The 17,835-nt window shown below is 51.2% G+C and carries 16 protein-coding genes and 2 pseudogenes; 8 read left to right on the top strand and 10 right to left on the bottom strand.

All coding sequences use genetic code 11. From position 1 onward, the window contains the following. Positions 1 to 941: 941 nt before the first annotated feature. The 5 genes from hutG to AN477_RS18020 all read right to left on the bottom strand — a co-directional run bounded on the left by hutG (position 942) and on the right by AN477_RS18020 (position 7,635). Complete coding sequence (hutG, locus tag AN477_RS18040) at positions 942 to 2,060, bottom strand: formimidoylglutamase (RefSeq protein ID WP_054970573.1); 1,119 nt, start codon at positions 2,058 to 2,060, stop codon at positions 942 to 944. After that, positions 2,060 to 3,298 carry an imidazolonepropionase gene (gene hutI, locus AN477_RS18035; protein ID WP_054970715.1) on the bottom strand — a complete coding sequence of 413 codons (1,239 nt, stop codon included), beginning with the start codon at positions 3,296 to 3,298 and terminating at the stop codon, positions 2,060 to 2,062. Before hutI ends, hutG begins: the two co-directional genes overlap by 1 nt. Before the next feature lie 248 nt (positions 3,299 to 3,546). Then, positions 3,547 to 5,214: a urocanate hydratase gene (gene hutU, locus AN477_RS18030; RefSeq protein WP_054970714.1), complete on the bottom strand. Its 1,668-nt coding sequence runs from the start codon at positions 5,212 to 5,214 to the stop codon at positions 3,547 to 3,549. A gap of 163 nt (positions 5,215 to 5,377) precedes the next feature. Next, entirely contained in the window at positions 5,378 to 6,571 is a 1,194-nt protein-coding gene (locus AN477_RS18025; RefSeq protein WP_157062048.1) for a helix-turn-helix domain-containing protein, read from the bottom strand. Next, complete coding sequence (locus AN477_RS18020; protein ID WP_054970571.1) at positions 6,571 to 7,635, bottom strand: undecaprenyldiphospho-muramoylpentapeptide beta-N-acetylglucosaminyltransferase; 1,065 nt, start codon at positions 7,633 to 7,635, stop codon at positions 6,571 to 6,573. Before AN477_RS18020 ends, AN477_RS18025 begins: the two co-directional genes overlap by 1 nt. A gap of 243 nt (positions 7,636 to 7,878) precedes the next feature. Between AN477_RS18020 and AN477_RS18015 the strand changes: the two genes are divergently transcribed. Further along, a complete protein-coding gene (locus tag AN477_RS18015; RefSeq protein WP_054970570.1) occupies positions 7,879 to 9,393 on the top strand; it encodes an aminotransferase class V-fold PLP-dependent enzyme in 1,515 nt (504 codons plus the stop codon). 35 nt (positions 9,394 to 9,428) lie between these two features. Here the strand turns inward: AN477_RS18015 and AN477_RS25110 are convergent, their stop codons facing one another. Next, positions 9,429 to 9,599 carry a hypothetical protein gene (locus tag AN477_RS25110; protein ID WP_169787922.1) on the bottom strand — a complete coding sequence of 57 codons (171 nt, stop codon included), beginning with the start codon at positions 9,597 to 9,599 and terminating at the stop codon, positions 9,429 to 9,431. A 281-nt stretch (positions 9,600 to 9,880) separates the two neighbouring features. On the opposite strand from AN477_RS25110, the pseudogene AN477_RS25940 reads away from it, so the two are divergent. Then, positions 9,881 to 10,066 (top strand): annotated as a pseudogene (locus AN477_RS25940) (glutaredoxin family protein); the annotation flags it as partial. Between the two features lie 347 nt (positions 10,067 to 10,413). Further along, a complete protein-coding gene (locus AN477_RS18010) occupies positions 10,414 to 10,647 on the top strand; it encodes a hypothetical protein (RefSeq protein ID WP_054970569.1) in 234 nt (77 codons plus the stop codon). Positions 10,648 to 10,678: 31 nt separating this feature from the next. On the opposite strand, the gene AN477_RS18005 is transcribed toward AN477_RS18010, so the two are convergent. Beyond that, positions 10,679 to 11,143, bottom strand: coding sequence for a hypothetical protein (locus AN477_RS18005; protein ID WP_054970568.1), 465 nt, complete (start codon positions 11,141 to 11,143; stop codon positions 10,679 to 10,681). 46 nt (positions 11,144 to 11,189) lie between these two features. On the opposite strand from AN477_RS18005, the gene AN477_RS18000 reads away from it, so the two are divergent. From AN477_RS18000 to AN477_RS17985, 4 genes are all read left to right on the top strand, one after another. Then, positions 11,190 to 12,188 carry a HoxN/HupN/NixA family nickel/cobalt transporter gene (locus AN477_RS18000; protein ID WP_054970567.1) on the top strand — a complete coding sequence of 333 codons (999 nt, stop codon included), beginning with the start codon at positions 11,190 to 11,192 and terminating at the stop codon, positions 12,186 to 12,188. Between the two features lie 177 nt (positions 12,189 to 12,365). Beyond that, on the top strand, positions 12,366 to 13,253 hold the full coding sequence (locus tag AN477_RS17995; RefSeq protein WP_054970566.1) for a 5'-3' exonuclease: 888 nt from the start codon (positions 12,366 to 12,368) through the stop codon (positions 13,251 to 13,253). Positions 13,254 to 13,431: 178 nt separating this feature from the next. Continuing rightward, positions 13,432 to 14,100, top strand: a complete 669-nt coding sequence (locus AN477_RS17990) for a Crp/Fnr family transcriptional regulator (RefSeq protein WP_054970565.1) — start codon at positions 13,432 to 13,434, stop codon at positions 14,098 to 14,100. 352 nt (positions 14,101 to 14,452) lie between these two features. Continuing rightward, positions 14,453 to 15,574, top strand: coding sequence for an NADH-dependent flavin oxidoreductase (locus AN477_RS17985; protein WP_054970564.1), 1,122 nt, complete (start codon positions 14,453 to 14,455; stop codon positions 15,572 to 15,574). A gap of 281 nt (positions 15,575 to 15,855) precedes the next feature. Here AN477_RS17985 and AN477_RS17980 read toward each other — a convergent pair. From AN477_RS17980 to AN477_RS17975, 3 genes and pseudogenes are all read right to left on the bottom strand, one after another. Further along, positions 15,856 to 16,353 (bottom strand): annotated as a pseudogene (locus tag AN477_RS17980) (LysE family transporter); the annotation flags it as partial. 15 nt (positions 16,354 to 16,368) lie between these two features. Continuing rightward, positions 16,369 to 16,524, bottom strand: coding sequence for a hypothetical protein (locus AN477_RS24700; RefSeq protein ID WP_157062047.1), 156 nt, complete (start codon positions 16,522 to 16,524; stop codon positions 16,369 to 16,371). 21 nt (positions 16,525 to 16,545) lie between these two features. Beyond that, positions 16,546 to 17,316 (bottom strand): FMN-binding negative transcriptional regulator, encoded by a 771-nt coding sequence (locus tag AN477_RS17975; RefSeq protein WP_245631885.1) that lies wholly within the window; start codon positions 17,314 to 17,316, stop codon positions 16,546 to 16,548. A 72-nt stretch (positions 17,317 to 17,388) separates the two neighbouring features. Between AN477_RS17975 and AN477_RS17970 the strand changes: the two genes are divergently transcribed. Continuing rightward, the gene (locus AN477_RS17970; protein ID WP_054970562.1) at positions 17,389 to 17,634 is read left to right on the top strand and encodes a hypothetical protein; all 246 of its coding nucleotides are present in this window, start codon (positions 17,389 to 17,391) and stop codon (positions 17,632 to 17,634) included. Positions 17,635 to 17,835: the final 201 nt, after the last annotated feature.

The raw sequence follows: 17,835 nt of genomic DNA, 5'->3' as shown, positions 1-17,835 counted from the left end.
AGACGGTTCGTTAAGTCGCCACGGGCGACTTAACACCTCTGTTTTCGAGACTTAAGTCGGTGACACCGACTTAGCTCTGCCAATGAGGCCCCGCTAGGTATGGTTAAGTCGGCGATACCGACTTAGTACGCGTTCAGGCGGTTCATTAAGTCGCCACGGGCGACTTAACACCTCTGTTTTCGAGACTTAAGTCGGTGACAGCGACTTAGCGCTGCCAATGAGGTCCCGCTAGGCCAGGTTAAGTCGGTGGTACCGACTTAGCACGCCTTCAGACGGTTCGTTAAGTCGCCACGGGCGACTTAACACCTCTGTTTTCGAGACTTAAGTCGGCGATACCGACTTAGCGCTGCCAATGAGATCCCGCTAGGTATGGTTAAGTCGGCGGTACCGACTTAGTACGCGTTCAGGCGGTTCGTTAAGTCGCCACAACCTCTTCAAAAACAAAGGGGGCTATACCAAGAAACAAGCGCTTCTTGGTATAGCCCCCTAATAACTAATCGCCGTGGGCTGTTATCCTATTCCGTGATCCTATTCCTTACACGAACCATGTTCCAGCTATCCCTCGAAACAAGCCACAATCTGATCCTCACAAGTCATCTGACCTGCTACTCTCTAATCGCTATTAGCTAATGGTTCTCTAGTCTTAGAATATTCGTGTTCCTCGAATTCGTCAACGCAAGTTTGCCTGGTCACAGGAATGCATGCGACCAACAAGACCAACGAACCACCGAACAGGATTTGCTGCAGGCCACCAAGGACTATGGGCACTCCCCGAGCCGCTGTTACCTATGATCATGCCCTTGCCACGACTGCCCACTGCCCACTGCCCGCTGCCCACCGCAGTCTTGCCGATGCGCCACAACTGCATGCCAACAGGCCCAAGCCCTTCCCCAGGCGCGAACACCGCCACTGCCCCGAGTCACGGGCCAATCCCGCGAACCTTACCCCATATCTACCGCGGTCTGTTTACGCATGGCCAAGCCCGTCAGAAACGACAACACCACGTTTGCCGCCACCCGTGTCGTTAAGTCCCGAAAGTCTTGCGACGGATCAGCACAGACAATATCCATCATCTCGATGTTCGGTTTTGCACCAAGCCATTCCAATGCTTCAATAACATCGTAGATGGCAAGTCCACCGGGACCAGGGGCCGGCACACCAGGTACGTGAGACTGATCAAGCACGTCCATATCAAAGCTGAGATACACCGCATCCGTACCATCACTGACGATCCGATACGCTTCCTCGAGTACCCTCATCAGTCCTCTATGATGCACCTCACGAGCCGTCACGACAGTCACCCCGTGTTGCAACACGTATTCATGGTAGGCTCGCGCATTCACATAGTCTCGAAGCCCGATTTGTATCACATGTTTTCCCGACACAGCGCCGCTCGACAACAAGGTGCGAAACGGTGTGCCGTTTGACCGCCCACCATCTTCGAGATTTCGCACATCATGATGCGCGTCAAAGTGAATTACACCATATGTTCGTTCTGTGGCCTGTGTCAAACCGAGCATCGCGGCACCTGTTATCGAGTGATCGCCCCCAAGGACAATCACCGGTGCTGAATGGCTTTGCCAGTACGATTTCACCGCATCCTCGATCCGCTGATGACACAACTGCAAATCCGTGAGATGCATCTGTACATTCCCGACGTCGACAACGTGCAACACTTCACTCAAGTCTAACCGACGGTTCATGTTGTACGGGCTGAATGAGTGAAATGTGGATCGGATTGCGTCCGGCAAGCGAAAAGCTGCAGAGTGGCTGATCGACGTTTTGCTTATCGGTACACCGAGAATGGCAGCATCAAAGGAGTCCGCCTTCCGGACTCCAGAATCCGGTCGGCCATCATCTGCACCGCTCCCCCCTCCTGTGCCCGCGTAGCTGTTGCCCACTCTGCTTTCCCCTGTGCCGTCACCCCGGCCGCTGTTGCCCACGCTACCGTCCGTTCCGGCCGCTTTGCCTCCATCACGATACGGCTTAATCCAGTCTGCGACCTTTGGATCCAAGTGATCACGAAACCGTGAATTCGGCGGCTCCACATGTCGGATCATCAGGCGTGCACCTCCGAAACCAGCCTGCCATCCCGAACTACAATCTGGCCCCGCTTCACCACCGTGTCCACGTGGTTGATGCCAAAGTGATAGGGCAGATAGGCGATGTTGGTTGCGTTGTAAACCACAAGGTCCGCGTCCTTTCCGGGTTCCAAGCTGCCAATTCGCTCACCACGCCCAATCGCATATGCCGCGTTGATGGTCATGGCGGTCAGTACTTCCTCCGGCGTCATCCCCAAGTTGAGACATCCAAGTGTCATCACCAGTTGCAACGATTCGGTTGGCGAGCTCCCTGGGTTATAGTCAGTGGACAACGCCACCGGTACGCCCACCTCAATCATCGCTCGGGCCCTCGCATGTTTCGCTCGCAAGTTGAAGGACGTCGCCGGCAGGCAAACACCGATAACCCCTGCTTCCGCCATCACCCGAAATCCTTCATTCGAAGCGGCCAGCAGGTGTTCCGCCGAAATGCAGCCCTGCTCCCCCGCGAGTTCTGCGCCACCCATGGGTTCAATCTCATCCGCGTGGATCTTGACCCCAAACCCAAGCTCCTTGGCGGCACCCAGAATCGTCCTTGACTGTTCCACTGTAAACACCCCGTGCTCGCAGAACACGTCGCAAAACTCCGCTAATCCTTGGCGTTTGACCTCCGGCAGCATCTCGTTGATAACCAGAGCAACGTACTCGTCAGCGCGTCCCTTATACTCCGTTGGGACCGCGTGAGCACCCATAAACGTTGAGACCACATCAACCGCATGCGAATCTTGCAACCGCTTGTTTACCCGGAGTTGCTTGAGCTCGTCGTTCAGTGTCAGTCCATATCCGCTTTTTGCTTCCACCGTAGTCGCGCCAAACAACAACATCGTGTCGAGGCTTATCTTTGCCTTTGCAAACAGTTCGTCCTCACTCGCAGCCCGTGTGGCCTGAACCGTACTCAGGATTCCACCGCCGTTCGCAAGGATTTCGAGATAAGACGCGCCCTTCAGTTTCAGAGCCAGTTCATGCTCTCTCGATCCACCGTGGACAAGGTGCGTGTGCGGCTCCACCAATCCTGGCGTGACCAAGCGGCCCCCTGCGTCCAGTTCTTTCGTGACCAAGACGCCTTCAAGCTGTGCGCGAACCTCATCTTCCGGGCCTGCAGCCACAATCTTCCCTTCTCGAATCGCTACTGCCCCGTGCTCGATGGCACCAACATTTGACATGTCCGATCCGATTCGCGGCCCTGACTTCCCCCGCATCGTCACGAGCGTGCCGATATTATGAACCAGCAAATCCACGTTCTTCTGTAAATTTGCGTTGTCTTCTGAATCCACCGTATGCTGCGCCACGGCTCCACCTCCGAATGTTTTTCCCAGCCTTCATTGTTCACCTGTCGTACGGCCACTTTCTGAACCGCACGTTTCTTCACACCTTAAGCGAGAGAACGTGCACTAAAAGTGCGGGCATCCTCCCGCTGCATCCAGCTACATCCCACTACATCCCCGTATCAAATACCGAGCATCGGGACACGAACGCCGCGTTCCTTGGCCGTTTCAATCGCCTTGTCGTATCCCGCATCCGCATGGCGGATGATGCCCATGCCAGGATCTGTGGTCAAAACCCGCGAGAGTTTCTCATCCGCCTCTTCGCTGCCGTCCGCCACCACGACCATGCCAGCGTGCAGCGAATAACCCATCCCAACTCCGCCGCCGTGGTGGAATGAGACCCAACTCGCCCCCGAAGCTGTGTTTACGAGGGCGTTTAACACTGCCCAGTCTGCGACTGCGTCGGAGCCGTCCTTCATACCTTCCGTTTCCCGATTCGGCGATGCGACCGATCCAGAGTCAAGGTGATCCCTGCCTATCACAATCGGCGCACTGATCTCGCCCTTGCGCACCATCTCGTTGATAGCCAGCCCAAACTTCGCGCGTTCACCGTAGCCGAGCCAACAGATGCGTGCCGGCAGGCCTTGGAAAGCAACGCGTTCCTGAGCAAGTGTGATCCAACGGCGGAGGGCTTGGTTCTCGGGAAACAGTTTCAGCAACAGTTCATCCGTCTTGTAAATGTCTTGCGAGTCACCTGACAATGCCACCCAACGAAACGGACCCTTCCCTTCGCAAAACAGCGGCCGAATATAGGCAGGCACAAAGCCTGGGAAGTTGAAAGCGTCTTTGACACCCTCATCAAACGCGACCTGGCGGATGTTGTTGCCGTAATCAAAGACTACGGAACCCTGTTTCTGCAGGTCGAGCATGGCCTGAACGTGTTTTGCCATCGAGCGCTTCGACAACCGGACATACTCTTTGGGATCCCGCTGTCGCAATTCCGCCGCAGCTTCCAGACTGTAGCCTTCTGGGATATAGCCGTTTAGCGGATCGTGCGCTGAGGTCTGATCCGTAACAAAGTCAGGGACAATCCCTCGCTTCACAATCTCTGGCAACAGTTCAGCGGCGTTTCCAACCAGCCCAATCGACAGCGGCCGGCCTTTTGACTTCGCTTCTTCTGCCAGCCTCAGTGCTTCATCCAGCTTCTCCACCATCACATCACAGTAGCGGGTGTGGATGCGGCGCTCGATCCGCTTCGGATCGACCTCAATGCCAATCATCACCCCATCGTTCATCGTGACGGCCAGCGGTTGTGCACCGCCCATGCCGCCAAGACCTGCCGTCAGGGTCAGGGTGCCTTTCAGACTGCCGCCGCTGTGCTGCCTGGCCGCTTCTGCAAACGTTTCGTAGGTCCCTTGAAGGATGCCCTGACTGCCGATGTAGATCCAACTGCCGGCCGTCATCTGACCAAACATCATCAGACCTTTTTTGTCGAGTTCATGGAATGTGTCCCAGTTCGCGAATGCTGGAACCAATACGGAGTTGGAAATCAAGACACGGGGGGCATGCGGGTGCGTCTTAAAGATTCCAACCGGTTTCCCGGACTGAATCAACAGACTTTCATCCCCTTCGAGGTCCTTCAGACACTCGACAATCTTATCGAAACTCTCCCAGTTTCTTGCCGCCTTGCCAATGCCGCCGTACACAACGAGGTCACTTGGGCGTTCTGCAACTTCTGGATCGAGGTTATTCATAAGCATTCGGAGCGCAGCCTCCTGCACCCACCCTTTCGCACTCCGGGTTGTGCCCCGTGGTGCACGAATCGTTCTCGGTTCGGACTGAATCGCCATCATGGATCCGCTCCCTTTCAGAGCGACCTCTGACCTCACAAGCCAGACAGTAAGCTGCGCCAGCAAGGGAAAGTCGCGCAAATCAGAATTTGAATACCATCAGCGTAATCGAAACCGTTTACAAATCACCTAGCGCACGTTGCGTTTGACTAGCACAATCTTGTTATTCGGATCGCAGCCGGTATGCACTCGGGCTGTATCCGATTCGTTTTCGAAATATGCGACTGAAGTAGTTCGCATCCTGGTAACCAACCTGTTCTGCGATCTGTTGAACGGGGAGGGCGGACGTATTCAGATAATAGACGGCCTTGTCAATGCGAATTTGGTTGAGAAAGTCAATCACACCTATGCCCGTCTCCTGTTTAAAACGATGCGCAAGATGATACTTGCTGACACAGCAGTGTCGTGCTACGTCGTCGAGAGAGAGATGTTCCCGGTGGCGCTGTTTTACAAACTGGATTGCATCGTAAACCATTGGTGATGCCTTCGATAGTTGCGACTGACTGACCTGTTTTGTCAGCCAATCGCCGTACAAAGCAGCCTTCTGCACAAACTTGTCATAGCGAATGGTGCCGTACAACTCGTGAACAACCCGTGCATTCTCCGCGAGCACCTCAATTGCCTGGATCCCCGCTTCCAGCACGGCTCGTGACATCATCATAACAAGGTCAATCGCTTCCGAGCGGAACAGCTTCTCGTTGAATCCTGAGGCCTGCGCCATATTTTCGAGCAAATCTGGGAGCTGTTTGTGAACGCCGTGTTCATCGCCCATCTGCACCAAGGCGAGCAACTCTGTCTTTTCACGAGTGAGGGGATCTGTCCAGCGTTCATCTACCTTCTCATCACGCTGATACAAAAAGATAAGCTCGTTCCCCTGAAAGAAACGCCCACTCATCGATTCGACCGCTTCATGAAAAGACCGGCAGAGTGAATTGGGGTCCGCGTAGGTCGATCCGATGCCTATCGACACCGATACCCCAGCATCTCTCATGTTCTTTTGAATGGTTCGCGCGGTCTCCAACACTGCGTCATCTTGAAACGATGCCGTAGAGAAGGCAAGCAGATCAAGAAAGAGGGCCATCACGCCCTCTTCAGTCCACAACCATAAATGTGACAAACCAAGTTCTTCAGTGGTCTTCGAAACTACATCTGCTACCGTATACCCAATCTCGGTCCGCCACGTAAACGGTCGTTCCGAAGCCAAATCGGGGTACCGATCGACGGACACGACCATGACCCTGGTGGGATGAAGTGAAATCCCGTATGCCTGCTGCAAGACATGAAAATCCCCTTCATGGATGAGTGTTCCTGAAAGGAGAAGTTGTGCAAACGCAACTTCGGCATACCGGTTCGTCATCACGTGTTGGCCACCTGTTTAATAAACTCAAACACCTCAGTCAGCGTGTCATGGCGGTTGGCTTTTTCCATGTTCTGAATGAACGATTCACGGTGCTCGTAGACATCGTCAATGGCAGTGGGAAGCGTCAGAGAATTCATCTCCTCTTCCTCTAATACACGAGAGAACCCAGCCGACTCAAAGGCTTTGGCATTGAGAATCTGATCCCCTCTGCTCTGCTCCTTCGTTAACGGGATCAGGAGCATCGGCTTCTGAAGATGCAACAGTTCAAATATCGAGTTTGACCCTGCTCGTGAAACTACGACATCGGCCATCGCTAAAACATCCGGCAACGGCTCATCGAGGTACTCATATTGACGATATCCGCTCGCTGTGAGCGATGTGTCTACGTTCCCCTTCCCGCACAGATGAACAATATTGTACGACTGTGTGAGCTTATCGAGCACTGCGCGGACCGTCTGGTTAATCTTTCGAGCCCCGAGACTCCCCCCCATAATGACAAGCACAGGTTTGTTGGTCGCAAAATCACAGAATACCCTGCCTCTGTCGGCATCGCCTTTTAACAGTTCCTCACGAACAATGGCACCGACGTAACGGGTCTTCCCCTCGGGCAGGTACTTTTCCGATTCTTTGAAGGTCGTGCAGATGGTCTTGGCAAACCTCATGGATAACCGATTGGCAAGACCAGGGGTCAAATCCGACTCATGAATGATGATGGGCACGCGGTTCAACCAAGCCCCGACAACCACTGGCACAGACACAAAGCCGCCTTTGGAAAACAGAACGTTCGGTTTTTCTTTTCGTACAACGCGGACCGCTTGAAAGGCGCCACGGAGGACTCGAAATGGATCGGAAAAGTTCTTTAAATCGAAATACCGCCGGAGTTTCCCGGAAGAAATCCCGATATAACGGATGTTTTTTGTGGCTACAAGACTTTTCTCAATCCCTTTCTCTGACCCAACATACACAATCGACCAACCGTCTTTTTCAAATTTTGGAATCAGAGCTAAGTTAACCGATACGTGCCCTGCAGACCCTCCGCCTGTAAACATGATTTTCGGCATCGACTTCCACCTTCGCAAAGATACTTGCGTCCTTTCGCTGACTTCCTTTGTATCCCTCGGAAACACATGGGCGTCCCGTCGTTGGCATAAAGTCCGGCGAAAAATACGCTTTCGTCGCCACCTCATTATATTCTACAAAATGGGCTGTGGCCTTCTCGATTTCTGAGTCCCGTTTTCGTTTGTGACTCGATCGACATCACCATCATAGGGTGGAGGGATGGGCTTTTTGAAGGAGGACTCAGGATGTCATCGGATGCGTTCCACGATTTTCGCCGAAACACAATCGGCTACAATCAACCATTCCACTCCCCATACGGGCGACTTCGAATGATTTATGCCGATTGGACTGCGACAGGGCGGCTATATAGGCCTGTGGAGGAAGTTCTCCTTGAGAAGTTTGCGCCGTTCATGGGGAATACCCATTCGCAGACCAGCATGACCGGATCGGCCATGTCTGATGCCTACGGATATGCCTCAAACTACATTAAGTCTCGTGTCGGGGCAAACGCGGACGACCTTTTGATTCCAACGGGGACCGGAGCAACGAGCGCCATCAACAAACTCCAGCGGATCCTTGGCCTGCGGGTTCACGAGAAATCGAGACCCTATACCCATGTTCCAGAAGAGCTGAAACCAGTCATTTTTGTGACACACATGGAACACCACTCTAATCACACGTCCTGGCTGGAAACCATTGGTGACGTGGTCTGTCTGCCACCGGGACCAAGCGGCCTTGTCGAACCGGGCGTGCTGCGCGCAGCTTTGGATGACTATCGGGATCGGCCAATGAAGATTGGCTCATTTACTGCTTGTTCAAACGTGACGGGCATTCTGACACCCTACTACGAGCTAGCCAAAGTCATGCACGAACAGGGCGGCGTTTGTTTCGTCGACTTCGCAGCATCTGCACCGTATGTTCCTATCAACATGCACCCAAACAACCCCGCCGAACAGTTGGATGCCATTTTCTTTTCACCGCACAAGTTTCTCGGCGGGCCAGGCAGCCCTGGAATCCTCATTTTTAATTCAAGACTGTACGCAAACACGATCCCGGATCAACCCGGCGGTGGAACGGTAAAATGGACGAATCCATGGGGCGGAAGATCTTACGTGAATGATATTGAAACGCGTGAGGATGGTGGAACACCAGGTATCCTGCAGCTGATTAAGGCTGCGTTCGCCTTTATGGTGAAAGATGAACTCCTTGCCGCAAACATGCTGCATCGTGAACGGGAGATAACCACACGGACACTGTCCCAACTAAAGCAGGTCCCTAGGCTGGAAGTGCTTGACGGTCAATTCTCGAATCGCCTCTCCATCTTCTCTTTCTATTTCCCACATCTTCACTATAACCTTGTCGTGCGACTACTGAATGATCGCTTTGGCATTCAGAGCCGAGGGGGTTGCTCTTGCGCGGGAACATACGGACACTACTTGCTCCACATTGACCCAGAAGCATCCAAACGCATCATGGACAATGTAGAGCACAACGACCTGTCTGAGAAACCCGGATGGGTACGGGTTTCATTACACCCCATGATGAAAGACGACGAAATCTCGTTCATCTTGTACGCGTTGGACCAAGTATCCACTCATGGTACGAAGTGGGCGAAGGACTACTCGTACAACGCGGTGACGAACGAATTCGAACACAAATATGCGGCCACACCTCATGTCAGCAGCTTGTTTCAAATGAATTCGCAGGGAAGCGGCGTTCCCGGGTTCCAGAGACCGTCAAACTCTGGCAGATGGGCTTAATTTCACTTAGTGGATCGTGACTCGCATCATGATTGCTAGTAGTGGTCGTACGGTAATCCCGGCATGACCGCCACAACAAGGGTTGCAATGAGACCAAACGGGATCGTCAGAAGTACCCACCCAATGACACTACGATTCTTTGACTTGGCAATCGCTCCATTAATGGCAGCAATAATGATCAGCGAAAAAAGCCATAGAAAGAACATAGATACACCCCCCATTCATCATTCTATACGCAAATTTCGGAAATGTGCGATATTTCGACCTGTAGCGACTGACATCTCACCCTCCCTGCAGCTCCTCTGTGGTGATTGACGCAAATAGGAGCGAAAGCGTTACAGGCTAAAACTCCTCCGTTCGAAAAAACGCTCAACGCGCAATATACGGTATGGGGTATAATGAAACTGAAGATGTATAGAGGGAGCTGACCAGAACCATGCAAGAACAGGCAATCATGTACGTTCTCCCCCTTTGACCCCGCTGTGCTGCCGCACGGCAATTCCTTTCGGCGAGAGGAATCCAATGGGAAGAACGCAACATCCTGACCAGTAAGGCCTATCGACAAGAGTTCCGCCAGTTAACGAATGTCATGACTGTGCCCGTCATGGTGCTCAATCATCAAGTAGTGATTGGATACAATCCGAAGGCCATGAGAGCGGCGCTCGAATCCTAACCAAGTCGCAGTGATCGAGTCGTAACCACGTCGCAGTGATCGACCTCTGCTTACGACGCATTAACGCCCCCCCCACACAACATGGTAGCAAAGGCTTTCAAAGGAGACCACGGTTCCGAATGGCGAGCCGTGGTCTTTTTGTATGTGTGAGAGCCAATGAGAATTCATCAGACCCCATCGGCCAGAAGGTCTTTCGTAGAATACCATTTCATGTGCATGACATAGGCTTGTGCATAAAAGATGGTGTATCTGTCCAATGATACTTGCCCTGCCAACAGAGCGCTGTGTTGCGTCCTATAGACGAGAGCAACAAAACGCCCTGTGAGCCGTTAGGAGGTGTTATCGACATGGCAACCCAAGCACCAGTCATTACTTTGCTGAAAGGTGAAACTTTTACGTTTCTCTACGGCAGTAAGGTAGAGTCAACTCAAGAAATCACCGTGAAACCAAATCAAAGAGCGCTGCTTCGTTGTCCCTCTCTCGGTCTGACAATGGCCATAATCCGTCAAGGGAGCGGTAAACGACAGGCCCAGTTGGTCAAAAACATCCCTGCGAACACCCGCGTGGTTGTGCGCCCTTAAGGTGACAAGTATACACGCCCAGTTTGTACCTTTAGGATGCCCCCATGGCACACACCCCGAGCCGCGACGATGAACGCGTCAGGCTCAATGATTCAGCCGCTCCATGAGTGAGCGGCTGAAGTGTTTTTGAGGAACTCAGTTCCTCTAAATCCCTCCGAGTCGCCACGGGTTCGACTGCAGAGGAACTCAGTTCCTCTAAATCTATCGGAGTCGCCACGGGTTCGACTGCAGAGGAACTCAGTTCCTCTAAATCTATCGGAGTCGCCACGGGTCCAACTGCAGAGGAACTCAGTTCCTCTAAATCTATCGGAGTCGCCACGCGTCCGACTGCAGAGGAACTCAGTTCCGCTAAATCTATCGGAGTCGCCACGGGTCCAACTGCAGAGGAACTCAGTTCCTCTAAATCTATCGGAGTCGCCACGGGTCCAACTGCAGAGGAACTCAGTTCCGCTAAATCTATCGGAGTCGCCACGGGTCCAACTGCAGAGGAATTCATCCTCTTGCTCTACGCATTCATGTATGCTGTAGCAAGGGGGCGTGAGATGTTTAAAAAATCAATTTGGATTTACAGCTCAGGTGTTGCAGTTCTCCACATTTTGGGCATTGCTTGTTTACTGATGGCCGTACCCCATCATGCAACGTTGTTGGGACTCGGATTTCTAGCGTACACTTTTGGTCTTCGCCATGCGTTTGATGCCGATCACATCGCAGCGATCGATAATATTGTACGGAAGCTGAGACAGGAACAGAAAAATCCAATCGGAGTCGGATTTTTCTTTTCGCTAGGGCACTCTACCGTAGTCTGCGTCATGACAGGCGTCACAGCTTTTGCGGTTCACTGGGTACAGCGGTCCATTCCCGCTCTCCAGCACATAGGCGGAATTGTTGGAACGATAGTATCGGCTGCCTTCTTGTTCGTCATCGGCATTGTCAACTTAGTGGTGTTGATTCACCTTTACAGGGTTTTCCTAAAGATGCGCCAAAGTTCCTTCGATGAAACACAATTTGAAGAATTGCTGAATGCACGCGGCCTCATTTTCCGCTTCATCTCACCGTTATTTAAGATTGTCAAGCAAAGTTGGAATGCATACCCAATTGGGTTTCTGTTTGGATTAGGTTTTGATACCGCCAGTGAGGTTTCACTCTTAGCAATCTCTGCCGGTGCGGCGAAAAATACAACTCCGTATCTGGGCATCATTGCTCTCCCTATCTTGTTTGCGGCCGGCATGAGCTTGATGGATACAGCCGATGGGATATTTATGACGACCGCCTACGACTGGGCATTTGTAGCCCCAATTCGAAAAATATACTACAACCTGACCGTGACGGGATTGTCTGTGACGGCAGCATTGTTTATCGGATTAATAGAGGCTGTTCAAGCTGTGAGCCCGATGTTGGGATTAAATCAAGGCTTTTGGGCTTGGTTGCAAAACGTAAATTTCGGCACCATTGGTTTCATACTGGTTTGTCTCTTCATTGTCGCCTGGTTGGTCTCGTATGGTGTCTGGAAGCTTTTTCGGGTCGATCAACGTTTCTCGTGAATGGCGCACCGCTAGTCGGAGTCTAAAATAAATTATCCGATAACATTCTAAATCATTCGTGCCATCTTCTGCCTCCTCGCTTTTCCCGTTTCAGTAGCGGAAAGATGATATAATTCAGCTACTCATCGCATTTGATACTCTCGTGTTCTCTGATCCGTGATAAAAGGGGTTCTTCATTTGCAACAGGCTGATTTTCTTATCATCGATGGCAGTTCCGTTCTCGTACGAGCCTACTTCGCCAGCGCATATGGCAGACGCATCATGCAGTCTTCCGAAGGCGTTTATACAAACGGTGTATTCGGGTTTCTCAATATGATGTTTGGCGCAATCGAAAAAGTTCACCCATCACACCTGTTTGTCGCGTGGGACGTATCACGTAATACATTTCGCCGAGAGCTCTACCCGGCGTATAAAGGTACTCGCGGAGAACTTCCAGACGAGCTTATCTCTCAGTTTGACACCATGCAGGACGTTCTTCGGGCCCTTGGTGTCGCACAGCACTTTGATGAACGCTACGAAGCGGATGATATCATCGGAACTTTGGCTTCTAAGGCAGCAGATGCGAAGCGCCAAGTATTGATTCTTACTGGCGATCGCGATGCACTGCAACTCGTCCAAAATGACGTGACGGTTGCCATCATGAAAAAGGGGATTACCGAACTCGATCTCTACACACCGGACTTTCTCATGGAGACATGGGGCCTCACTCCCTCACAAATCATTGATTTGAAAGGACTAATGGGAGATACCAGTGACAATATACCAGGCGTTCCAGGCATTGGGGAAAAAACAGCGAAGAAGCTGCTTGCACAGTATGGCACACTCGAGAACCTCCTCGCTTCACGAGACTCCCTCACCGAGAAGATGAGACAAAAAATAACGCAACACCAAGAAATCGCCATCCTGAGCAAACGTCTCGCAACCATCGTGACAGACGTTCCGATGGACATTACACTGTCTGATTGCAAAATGTCGTTTGCCATGGAACCTGCCACAATGAAGCTGCAAGAACTCGGTTTGCACCGTGCCCTTACGCACCTACAACGGCTGACACAAGTCGGATAACCTTCTCGCTTATACACAGGTGCAACTCGCACATCATGTAAGGATGCCCTACGCGTATAGTCCGGCCTAAAGATCTCTAATAGCTCAAATAGACCACACCAATTGGTCTGACTATGACTTCTCCAACACGTCACCGATTCGATATATTTGTGCCGAATTAGACGAAGGGATGATGTGTATGCTCGATTTTTTCTCCACGCTGCCATTATTTTCGGATGTCCCACAGTCGGCACTTGAAGATTTATGCCAATTCAGCCATAGACGGCAGTATATAAAGCACTCCATGTTGATTGGCCAACACGCAAACGTAAGAACGGTGTTCTTCATTCAATCGGGTCTTGTGAAACTCGTTCACCTCGATGAAGAAGGCAGGGAATGCATTCACCGGATCGTCCAGGGCGGATTCTTTTTGCCGGGCACGAGTCTCTTTTTCCACGATCCACTGCCCGTTTATGCCTACTGCCTCACGGATACGAGCATCATCGAAGTTCCACAAGCAGACTTTGAGCGATGGGTTCAGCCGTTTCCCAAGACGATCATGCAGATTGCGGGCGAGATGAACCGACGTTTGTACAAAATGTATGAGTTCGCTCATCAATTGGCTGTATCCGGGACTTCGGAGCGCCTTCGCTTCTTTCTGGAACAACTAGCGACAGACTACGGCTCTAAGGAAGCTGACGGAGTGCACATCGACCTTCCTGTGACGCAGACTGAAATTGCGCAAATGCTCGGCGTAAGCAGAGAATCGGTGAATCGAGTCTGGAACAGCCTGCGCAGAAGCCGTGCGCTGCGTATCCAGAATCAATCGTGGGTTCTGTCGCACGATTGGCAAGCGCACATATCTTGAGCTGCAGATTCACATAGGCAGGGTGTCCACCGGTGGTCAATGTCAGAATGTCGGTAAGAAGGACACCCTATGATTCCTCAGTCGAAGAAAATTCACTCGGTAATTGTTCCACCCATCATTCCCCTTGCCGCTGTCCTCGTCGTCTGTATGGATTGTGTCGTTCTTTTTCAATCTCCCTCAAAACCAGCGTAAAAATTGCAGCCGATTCCCTCGTGAATTTGCCTTACCCCCACGACTCCTGTCAGCAACAGGTTTGATTTCATCATCTAAACAAGATATAATTTGAATTTGGCTATAAAATTTATAGTTACATTAGATAGATTGGTGTAACAGATGAGCAGGTGAGACAACTATGACTGACAAATACCAACCATTACTACAACCACTGAGGTTCCGCAGTGGTGTTTCCATCAAAAACCGCGTGGTCATGGCACCGATGACGAATTTCTCATCCAACGAAGATGGAACCGTCACAGACGCTGAAGTCAATTATTACGCTCGACGCTCGAAAGGTGTCGGCATGGTCGTGACTGCATGCACCAACGTGACAGCAAACGGCAAAGGGTTCCCCGGTGAGTTTGCAGGCCATACAGACGACATGATACCCAGTCTTCGCCACTTAGCGGCCGCCATCAAAAACGAAGGCGCGAAGGCGATATTGCAAATCTTTCACGGCGGGAGAATGTGTCCGCCCGAACTCGTTCCTGGCGGAGACGTTGTGAGTGCAAGCTCTGTTGCGGCAGAACAGGAAGGCGCAGCGCAGCCGCGGGAACTGTCCAGTGCGGAAGTCATGGACATCGTTCGCGCTTTCGGTGAAACAACACGAAGAGCGATTGAAGCAGGTTACGATGGGGTCGAGGTCCACGGTGCCAACGGATATCTCATTCAGCAGTTCTTTTCTCCTCATTCGAACCGTCGCAACGATGAGTGGGGCGGAAGCCTTGAAAAGAGAATGACCTTCCCGCTTGCCGTCGTCGACGAGGTAAAAAAGGTCGTTGCAGAGCATGCAACAAGCCCATTCCTCGTTGGCTACCGGTTCTCCCCGGAAGAGGCAACGGAGCCCGGGATCACGATGGCTGATACGTTAGAGCTCATCAGTGCTCTAGCTGCCAAAAAGTTAGACTATCTCCATGTCTCACTCCAAGATTTCTGGTCCTTGCCACGGCGAGGTGTTGAATCATCCAAGACGCGGATCGAACTGATTCAAGAACGTGTCGGAGACACAGTACCAGTGATCGGCGTTGGTCTCATCCACACACCCGATGACGCCATAAAAGCACTTGAAACTGGGGTTCCGCTCATCGCATTGGGTCGGGAGATCATAATGGAGCCGGATTGGGTCGAAAAGGTTGAAGAAGGACGGGAATCCGAAATCGCCACCACACTGTCAAAGGACGACCAAGAACGACTGGTTGTACCGGATCCCTTGTGGAAAGCCATCGTCAATACACCCGGTTGGTTTCCGGTTGTTTAAGTTGGTTTCCGGTTGTTTAAAAGGTATTTTACGTGTGTTAAAAACAGCCACCTATGGTCGGGTGGCTGTTTGATTATGATTCTTGAGCCGCGTACATAATCGGATCACCACTACATATGTTAAAATCCAAATATTCATCAGAGACTCGCGTAAGGGAGCCTCACCGAAGAAGGAGGAAACGTTCACACTGGAACTCCGAGAACAACTACTCGAATTGGAACAGTATCACCAAAAACCCGAGGTACGGAAAAACCCAAACTCTGGAGAAGACTGACTTTGATTCACCCGGTTGATCTCAAGCCTAAACGATGTGAAAACATCGGATACAGTGTGTTGTGAATCAACGTCCACAGCATTTCAAATGCAAAATAAGCCAAGGCCAAACTCGACGCTGTGTAAATGCCGCGCAGCAGTTTTTCCCCAACGAACTTACGTGACCACGCTACTAACGAAGAAATCCCGATACACCAAGCAAAGGCTCCAACGGAAAAACCGAGGAACAAGAACAACAACTTATCCATCAAAGACATGCCTGCGATATGCGTAGCAAATCCGCCGCCGATCCCTCCCCAAAACGCGATTCCAAACGGATTGGCGATGGAAAAAATAACCCCCGTAACGAAGTCCCGATGTTCGTTGTGACGATTCGATTCATTTAAATGAATTGGCTTGCGGGCGTCTATAAATGACAACCACGCCATTCGTAGTAAAAAGGCTACGCCTGTGATACCTAAAATAATCTGCACAGCTAAAAAATGAAAAACAAGTGCAACGCCCGTTAAACCGACTAGAGCCTACACCAAATCCCCCAACAGCGCACCAATTTGGACCATAAATGACGGGAAAAAGCCTCTCTTTAATCCTCGCCGTAAGGCCTCCGTATTCACGGCCCCAGGGGCGGCACTGTATATAAATCCAAGTAAACCAGCTGTGATGATTAATCCAATCATTGAAACGCCTCGTTTCTTACCTCAAAATAGTTGTGGACGGCGGCCACGCATCCATTTTGCTACCTTCAGCTCGCCCTCTTCATTTGATTTTTCGAGTTCTGCAACAATCGCTTTATAATCTCTGTCGTTTCGATTTTGACTCATCTTCCCTGAAGCTTCTATCGAGGTGATCTCGATTTCAAATCCTACAATGCCTTTCATTTGCTGCTGGATATACCCATGGGTAAATGTTTCAAAGTACCGTCCGTGTTCCCTGTCGGCTTCGTAATGTTGTAACATGGCTGCCAAGGCCGTTTCTAATTCATCACCCGCGATAACACGAGACTTTCCGTAGGCGTGGACAGCCAAGTAGTCCCATGTAGGCACGTTTTCAGCTTCGTACCAGCTAGATGAAATGTAGGTGTGGGGTCCCTGGAAGATAAGTAACACGTCCGCATTGTTCTCCAAGGTATTTTTTTGCATGTTTCCAAATGCGATATGCCCTGACACGTAAATCTTCCCATCATCTTCACGAACCTCTACAGGAATGTGTGTGGCGATGGGACGATGTTCATCGACAGTAATCAGTATCGCAAATGGATAGGCTTTCATAATTTGAATCGCCTCGTCCGTATCCAGACGATAAAGCTTGGGAATATACACAAGAAATCCTCCTCTCTCCAACCAGTTCTGACTTGCAGTTCTGGCTTGCAGTTCTGACTTGAATTCCAGTTCTGACTTGAATTCAAGCATGCTCTTCCGTAACAAACTGTTCCGTAACAACCCATATCGAAACTGTATCTTTTGTTTCACTCGTTGTCACCAGCCAATTGGCTGATTTCTTGCTCTCCCAGACAGGATATTCCCTCAGAACGCAAAGCCAGTATGTCTAAAACAGCGGCGCCAGGTATACCGATTGGCTGGGTCGTGGGCCCCGTTTCAGTCATTCAACGTCTTGCCGACGCAAAAGATACGGAAATTCTCGAAATGGGCATCCGTAATAAGGTTCTGTTTGTTCCAGGCGGACTCTATGGTGCGGAACGCGGATATGTAAAGTTTTCGTTCGCCAGAGCAAACACACAAGACATCGAAGAAGGTATTCGTCGCTTTGGACAGATACTCAGATTGTGATTACGGATCGCAAGACGGTACGACTCTGTGCCATTAGAACATTCGCCGATACGAAGAGACATGATGTCCCCAATAACATTCCTGTATACGTTAGTGAATAGGGTTTGTAGAAATAATAGAGCCTCGCTACGATGAGTGTGTGCCGGGTCATTGCCCTAAAGAACTCATGTAGGAGGCGCTAATATGAAGTCTAGACTGGTT

Origin of the sequence: Paenalicyclobacillus ferrooxydans, from assembly GCF_001399675.1 — a bacterium.
In the GTDB taxonomy this organism is placed as follows: Bacteria; Bacillota; Bacilli; order Alicyclobacillales; family Alicyclobacillaceae; genus Alicyclobacillus_B; species Alicyclobacillus_B ferrooxydans.
This window is presented reverse-complemented; position numbering and strand designations above follow the sequence as displayed.